Below are 7,141 nucleotides of genomic sequence, written 5' to 3' on the forward strand. Positions count from 1 at the left end.
AAGTGCGGGCTGCGTGGAAATGCCGGATAAAGCGGCGCATCAAATTTTTAGTACTATCCACTATGGTTCTGTCGTTACGGTGAGCAAACGGTTGCGGCAGGCTGAGCAAGTTCCGGGTTCCAACCTATCGAAAAAAGTGCACAAAAAGTGGCCGGCCTGAGATCATGAGGGACTGGTGGAGAAATGTGTCGCGTGCAAGAACGGATTCACACGGTGGGTCCTGTCTATGTGCCGTTTTGAGAAGTTCACTCGTATCGTCCAGGGTAGCGCTCGGCCTCTGGGCTTAACGTAGAAGTGGGCGGTTTATCAGCATCATTTTTTGCCATATTTCAGCATCATATTTTTACCACGCGACTTCGTTGAGAATGAATATTCAACCGACTGATAGATTGAATCAATTTACGGAATAGGGGTCCGGTCATGGGTAAACCATTTTAACGCTGTTTTCTGCTAAAACTGATAAATCTCAGACACTGTTTGACAACATCACGGAGCGCACAATTAATTTTCACATCGGCAAGGCCATGGCCAAGCTAAATGCCGTCAACAAGACCGCTGCCGTTCTTCGAGCGGCCATGCTGGGTCTCCTGTAATTCTACTTGACTTGACCAACTATACCGTCTCATGGCTTCCTCACTCATGGTTTTTCCTACGCTGGTTCTCTACCACCTGGAGGCAATATTGGAAGATTCCGCCTAATATTGGAATTTCCCAGTAGGAATTCTCGCGGAGTGTTCTCGAAGTGCTGCGGGAACCTCTGGAGTCCGGCGAAATCCATATTTCCAGAGCCGCCCGGCAAAGCACCTTCCCGGCGCGTTTTCAGTTGATTGCCGCCATGAATCCCTGCCCCTGCGGCAATCTCGGTAACCCCCACCAGGCCTGTGTATGCACCCCAACCCAAATTTCCCAGTATCGCAGCCGTCTTTCCGGCCCCCTGCTGGATCGTATGGATATCCAAATAGAAGTACCGAGTCTTCCGGTAGAACTCCTGCAAAAAGCGCCAGAAGGCGAAAATTCTGCCTACTGGCGCGAGCGGATCAGCGCGGCCATAAACCGACAGTGGCAACGACAGTCCTGCCGCAATGCCCAACTGCAGGGTGAAGCGTTGGACCAGTATTGTGCGCTACAGCCCGAGGGCGCCCGCTTACTGACGCGTGCCGCTGACACCCTGCATCTTTCCGCCCGTGGTTACCACCGCGTTTTACGTCTGGCCCGCAGCATTGCCGATCTGGAAGAAAGCGCCACAATCAGCCTGCAGCATCTGGCCGAGGCCATCCAGTACCGGCGACTGGCGCAAACCCTTGCTTTCTAGACAAGCTACAACCCGTTTATCCTAAAAACGGCAGTTAATTCTGCTGAATAGTCGCAGCCAAGAGCTTACCCAGTCCTGCCGGAGCCTCTACCAATAGATCTCAATCTCTACACAGAGTGGGTGCCTTATCAAGGAAGGTGAAGCGGAAAAGTTTGTAACCCACACACCTAGATACGTTACATAATAATATACATGATTTTATTATAATAAAATAATTATATTAGAATTTTCTGGAAAATTCATTTTACTCAACCACTAAGATAACCAAATCAACCCACAGAATATGGCATGATTTTTGCTAAACTATCGTACTCTTCCCATCGGAAGGCGTATTTTTAAGGTAACGTCCCAACAATATTGGGGTAATTCTAAACATAAACCCATTTTATCATCTAACATTTAGGAGCACTCGAAATGACTGGAATTTTTGCTAGCGCAAAGGGAAGTCTCGGTAGCGTTCTCGCCGATCTGGTGAGTTCAGTAGGACAGCTACTGGGTGGAATCACCAATCAAGGCGGGGGCACGCAGGTGCAAGTTGGTACTGCCGCCTCGGTCTCCATCAATGCCCCAAGTCACACTGGCAACCTTGTCCAGGCTGACGCCAACACGGCTCAAGGCAGCACTGGCGAAACACTCAGCGCTGATGTACAGGGCTTGCTCGGTGGCTTAGTCGGCGGAGTAGTCGGCGATCTGGGCGATCTTCTGGGTGGTGTTACCGGCCAGGACTCAGGTTTTGCTTTATCCGTAGGCAGCTTGGTATCTATCGGCATCAACCAGAATCCTGCGGAAGCTTCTCTGCTCTCACTCGGTATTAACACCATGAGTAGTTCTTCCCTATCTTCTGGAAGCTCCAGCAGTTTGGGTGGTCTGTAAAAATTGTTTCAGATGTAGAAGTTGTAACAGGACAAAGGTAAATCATGCCGTTCGTATGGCAATCGGTTGGTCTCCTTCATCCTTGATTTGGCAGCCACTTCCGCTGAATAGTCTTAACCAGGAGCCTGCTCAATCCTGCCGGACCGTGGCTGCTGTTTTTTAGAATTATGTGCTAGGGTTTGGTAATTTGGCTTCAAGGAGCAACCATGTACGGTGCCAGTCCCTTCGCAGGTTTAAGCAATCCCTTGGTGTTGCTGGCTTTATCTGGAGGCTTGCTATTTGTCGGGATAGTGGTTTTTCTGTTGACGCGCAAATAAGCGCTACGACCGGTCACAACAGCCATCAATCCTGCCGCGCCGACTCCTGCGGGTTTGCGGAAACCTGGGCAGCGGCTGGCAGGGCTGTTTCAAGCTGGGCAATATGGGCCATGCGCGCAAAATAGGTCTTGGCCTGTTGCGGGTTTTTGCGCACACCCAGGCCTTCTTCGTAAGCAAGACCCAGGTCAAAATCAGCACGGGCCAGACCCAATCCTGCAGCTTTACGGTACCAATGGAGGGTTTCTGGCCAGCCTTTATGGACGGTGACTTCCTTGCGGGTGATCAGCGGTGAATAGAGAGTCCCCAGATAAAATGCCGCCTTGGCATCATGCCCACGGGCGAGGGTCTGCAATTGCGCTAAAGCGACCGGATCAGACTCGGCCTGATTGCGCAATGACTCCAGGTCCTGAGCAGCCGCTGCCAGGGGCCAAGTCAGCAGCATCAGGACCATCAGGGTGGATTTTTTCATCCGTGCAATCTCCTTTTGTCTGCAAGCTCAGGTATCCGCATGCTCCCGGGTGGCATGGAAGATTACCTGCGGCCAGCGTTCCATGGTCAAATCCAGATTCACCCGCGAGGGGGCCAGATAGGCAAGGCGCCCCCCCGCATCTTCAGCCAACTGATCTTCATGCTTGCGGGTGAATTCCGCCAGGATTTTGGCATCCTCACATTGAATCCAGCGAGCCGTCTGGACGGTAACCGGATCAAAAATGGCTTCCACCGCGTATTCAGTTTTCAGGCGCTCTGCCACCACATCAAATTGCAGCACGCCCACTGCCCCCAGAATCATATCACCACCCTGCAGTGGCTTGAAAACCTGGGTCGCGCCCTCCTCTGCCAACTGCTGCAGGCCTTTTTGCAGCTGCTTGGCCTTGAGCGGATTGCGCAGCCGCACCCGCCGGAACAATTCCGGCGCAAAATAGGGTATTCCCGTAAATTGCAGCGCTTCGCCCTGACTGAAGCTGTCACCAATCTGAATGCTGCCATGGTTATGCAGGCCGATGATGTCCCCTGCATAGGCGTCTTCCACCAGCTCTCTTTCCTGGGCCAGAAAAGTGATGGGATTATGCACCTGAATATCACGCCCTATACGCAGATGCTTGATTTTCATGCCACGCTGAAAATGACCGGAACAAACCCGCAAAAACGCTACCCGATCGCGATGCTGGGGATCCATATTGGCCTGTATTTTGAAAACAAAGCCGCTGAAAGCCTGTTCATCAGGTTGCACCGCACGGCCAGTGGTTGGTCGTGGGCGCGGCGAGGGTGCCCAGTCAATCAGGGCTCCCAGTAATTCCCGGACGCCGAAATTGTTGATGGCAGAGCCGAAAAATACCGGAGTCTGCTGTCCCGCCAGAAAATCTTCCAGTGAAAACGGATTGGAAGCTGCCCGCAGCAGTTCCACCTGTTCCCGCAACTCGGGCATTTCCTCAGGAAAGCGCCGGTCCAGCTCCGGATTATCCAGGCCAGATATACATTCCAGCTGATGCTCACGGGTTTCCTCACCGGGGGCGAACACCAGTACTTCATCCCGCAACAGGTGGTAGACCCCCCGGAAACGCTTGCCCATACCAATCGGCCAGGTGACAGGGGCACATTGAATGCCCAGCACCGACTCCACTTCATCCATCAGTTCCGTAGGATCCCGGCTTTCGCGGTCAAACTTGTTCATGAAGGTGATGATGGGCGTATCGCGCAACCGACACACTTCCAGCAATTTGATGGTCTGGGCTTCCACACCATTACCGCCGTCAATGACCATCAAGGCCGAATCCACGGCCGTCAGCACCCGATAAGTATCTTCGGAGAAGTCCTGGTGACCGGGCGTATCCAGCAGGTTGATCACGTGATCCGCATATTCAAACTGCATCACGGAACTCGCCACGGAAATGCCGCGATTTTTTTCAATAGCCATCCAGTCACTGGTAGCATGGCGGCTACTTTTACGCGCCTTGACGGTCCCTGCCAGTTGAATGGCACCGCCAAACAACAACAGTTTCTCCGTCAGGGTGGTTTTACCCGCATCAGGATGGGAAATAATGGCAAAAGTCCGGCGCCGTTGAATAGCCTCCAGAAAGGCATCCACTGACGGAACCAGTGCTTCAGGTGAGGAAGACATAAGCTTTTTTAACCTTCTTTGAAAAAATGTACATCGCGAACCAAAGACATGGACAAAACCAGAGCATCTTCGCGACCCTCGGTATTTCGATAATAATTCAAGCGCACCCCGATTTCATGAAAACCCGCCGAGCGGTACAACTGCTGGGCGGCCGTATTGGATACCCGGACCTCCAGAAAGGCGCGTTCCGCACCCAATTGCCCGGCACGCGACAAAAGGTGCATGAGCATTTTACGCCCATAACCCCGGCGGCGCTGTGTCGGACTCACCCCCAGATTCAGCACATGGGCTTCAGCGGCTCCGGTAGACAGGACACCAAAGGCAATCAGGAGATCCGTTTCATCCTTCAACACCCAGGCATCATATCCGGCCTGCATACAATCCCGGAATATGCCCCGCGTCCAGGGTCCAGGGGAAATGTGCGACTCCAGTGCCGCCACCGCATCCAGATCTCCCGCCTGCATCGGTCGCAACTTCATTTTTGTTGGTCCTGGGGCAGAAAGGGCCGGATATAATGGGGTTCGAGCTGGTCAGGACGACAACCGTCTTCGCCTCTGAGATGACGGGCCAGTGCCAGACGCAGAACCGCTTCTGCCTGCGGATAGGCGTCTTCCGTCCACCCCAGGACGTTATTCTGCTGCCATTCAGAATGATACAGGGGCCAAGCGCTACCCAGCCCCCAATACCCGCCCTCATGGGGCCAGGCCACTGCCCCGGGCGGGCAAACGCGCTCCTCGCCCTGCAACACTGGCAGCCCGGTACGCTCATCCTGCACATAGACAGCGGCATAGACCTCGCCTTTACGCGCATCCAGGGCCGTCAAAACCGATGGCTGAACGGTCGCTGCCGCCAACGCCTGCAAACTGGAAACCGGATATACGGGTAACCCCCGCGCCATCGCCAGAGCCTGCGCGGTACTGACCCCAATACGGACACCGGTAAAGCCGCCGGGTCCGACCCCGCAGGCGATGGCGTCCAGATCGCCAAGAACCAGTCCGGCACGCTGCAATATCCTGCTGATCATCGGCAACAATAACTGGCTGTGGGCATTGGCCGCCACCTGACACTCTTCAACCACCCCTGCAACGCCATTCACGGCGACCGAGCAGGCTTCGGTAGCCGTATCTATCGCGAGAACAATCGGATCACTCATGACAGCGATGCCTTCCAGAACTGCTGCACGGCCTCCAGATCGCTCACGCGCCGCATGGGTGGCAAACTTTCCAGAAAAATCTTGCCATAAGCTTTGCTGCGCAGACGCGGATCGCAGAGCATGAGCACACCACGATCAGTTTCCGAGCGTATCAGGCGCCCTACGCCCTGGCGCAAGGCAATGACGGCCTGGGGTATTTGCAGTTCGCGAAAGGGGTCACCGCCCGCTGCCTGACATTGTTCGGTACGCGCGCGCAAAATCGGATCAGATGGGCTGGCAAAAGGCAGTTTATCAATAATGACCGAGGACAGAGCCTCTCCCTGCACATCCACACCTTCCCAGAAACTCGCCGCGCCCAGCAACACGGCATTGCCCAGACTGCGGAACCGGTCCAGCAAGCGCGAACGCGGCATGCTGCCCTGTACCAGCACGGGAAACCCAAGTTGGCGGGGCAGAAAGGATGCAGCCTCCTGCAGGGCGCGATGACTGGTAAACAGGATAAAAGTCCGCCCGGCACTGGCCTCAATGACTGGTATGGCAGCCTGCAAACACGCCGTCGTATAACCGGGATGACTGGGCTCAGGCAGGCCAGAGGGTAAATACAGTAACGATTGGCGGGCATAATCAAAAGGTGAAGCGGCATTGAAAGTCTGTGCGCCACTAAGACCCAGCGCCCGCTCGGTGACCGTAAAACTGTCTCCCACCCGCAAGGTAGCACTGGTCAACACCAGTGCCTCAATAGGCTCCAGCAGATATTTTTGCAGCGGTCCCGCCACATCCAGGGGGGTGGCGTGTAACTGCACGGTTCGCGTTCGCTTTTCCTGCCAGAACACCATTTCCGGGGCATTATGCAGCAGAAAAAACTCGACGCTGGCCAGCAGCGCCGCGCCCCGTTCCGCACATTGTTCCAGTCCCTTGCCTCGGGCGGAGGCCTGCTGAAGGGCTTGCAGTAACGTAAGTCCAGCCTGACGTAAATGGATAAAAGCCGCCTCTTGGGGAGACCCTGGTGTCAGTGCCCACTGAGTCCGGTCCTCACCAGCCCCAAGGGCAGTGCGCCAGGCACTGGTCGCCGTCTCCACCCCGGCGGCGGCCAGCAGTAAAGGCGCGTCATCTGACGCTTCGCCAAGGGCTTCCGCACGACTGTCCCGGGCCCAATCCCACAACTGGAGACTGCTGAGTTGCCGCCCAAAGTAGCGGCCCGCCAGGTCAAAAACCTGATGGGCCTCATCCAGCACCATCGCTTCCACCCGGGGCAGCAGGTCTCCCATACCATTGGCCTTGAGTGCCAGATCGGAAAAAAGCAGGTGGTGGTTCACCACCAGCAGATCGGCTTCCTGGGCCTTGCGCCGCGCTTCCACGACATGACA

The 7,141-nt window shown here is 55.1% G+C and carries 7 protein-coding genes and 1 pseudogene; 3 read left to right on the forward strand and 5 right to left on the reverse strand.

From position 1 onward, the window contains the following. Positions 1-485 precede the first annotated feature (485 nt). From AC2VLY_RS00095 to AC2VLY_RS00105, 3 genes and pseudogenes are all read left to right on the forward strand, one after another. Positions 486-593 carry a LuxR C-terminal-related transcriptional regulator gene (locus tag AC2VLY_RS00095; protein WP_278278529.1) on the forward strand — a complete coding sequence of 36 codons (108 nt, stop codon included), beginning with the start codon at positions 486-488 and terminating at the stop codon, positions 591-593. Between the two features lie 137 nt (positions 594-730). Next, positions 731-1,312, forward strand: a pseudogene (locus AC2VLY_RS00100) (ATP-binding protein); the annotation flags it as partial. A gap of 414 nt (positions 1,313-1,726) precedes the next feature. Then, positions 1,727-2,185, forward strand: a complete 459-nt coding sequence (locus tag AC2VLY_RS00105; RefSeq protein ID WP_193651147.1) for a hypothetical protein — start codon at positions 1,727-1,729, stop codon at positions 2,183-2,185. 342 nt (positions 2,186-2,527) lie between these two features. On the opposite strand, the gene AC2VLY_RS00110 is transcribed toward AC2VLY_RS00105, so the two are convergent. The 5 genes from AC2VLY_RS00110 to AC2VLY_RS00130 form a co-directional block, all read right to left on the reverse strand. After that, the gene (locus AC2VLY_RS00110) at positions 2,528-2,971 is read right to left on the reverse strand and encodes an SEL1-like repeat protein (RefSeq protein WP_193651146.1); all 444 of its coding nucleotides are present in this window, start codon (positions 2,969-2,971) and stop codon (positions 2,528-2,530) included. Positions 2,972-2,998: 27 nt separating this feature from the next. After that, positions 2,999-4,621 (reverse strand): peptide chain release factor 3, encoded by a 1,623-nt coding sequence (locus AC2VLY_RS00115; protein WP_024893027.1) that lies wholly within the window; start codon positions 4,619-4,621, stop codon positions 2,999-3,001. Positions 4,622-4,629: 8 nt separating this feature from the next. Further along, positions 4,630-5,100: a ribosomal protein S18-alanine N-acetyltransferase gene (gene rimI, locus AC2VLY_RS00120; RefSeq protein ID WP_193651144.1), complete on the reverse strand. Its 471-nt coding sequence runs from the start codon at positions 5,098-5,100 to the stop codon at positions 4,630-4,632. Continuing rightward, positions 5,097-5,774: a tRNA (adenosine(37)-N6)-threonylcarbamoyltransferase complex dimerization subunit type 1 TsaB gene (gene tsaB, locus AC2VLY_RS00125; protein WP_193651143.1), complete on the reverse strand. Its 678-nt coding sequence runs from the start codon at positions 5,772-5,774 to the stop codon at positions 5,097-5,099. The genes rimI and tsaB overlap by 4 nt, the downstream gene beginning before the upstream one ends. Further along, positions 5,771-7,141 (reverse strand): ATP-dependent DNA helicase (locus tag AC2VLY_RS00130; RefSeq protein WP_486921567.1); only part of this gene is annotated, 1,371 nt, incomplete at its 5' end. The genes AC2VLY_RS00130 and tsaB, both read right to left, overlap by 4 nt.

It is taken from the genome of Acidithiobacillus sp. TH-A36, from assembly GCF_057473445.1.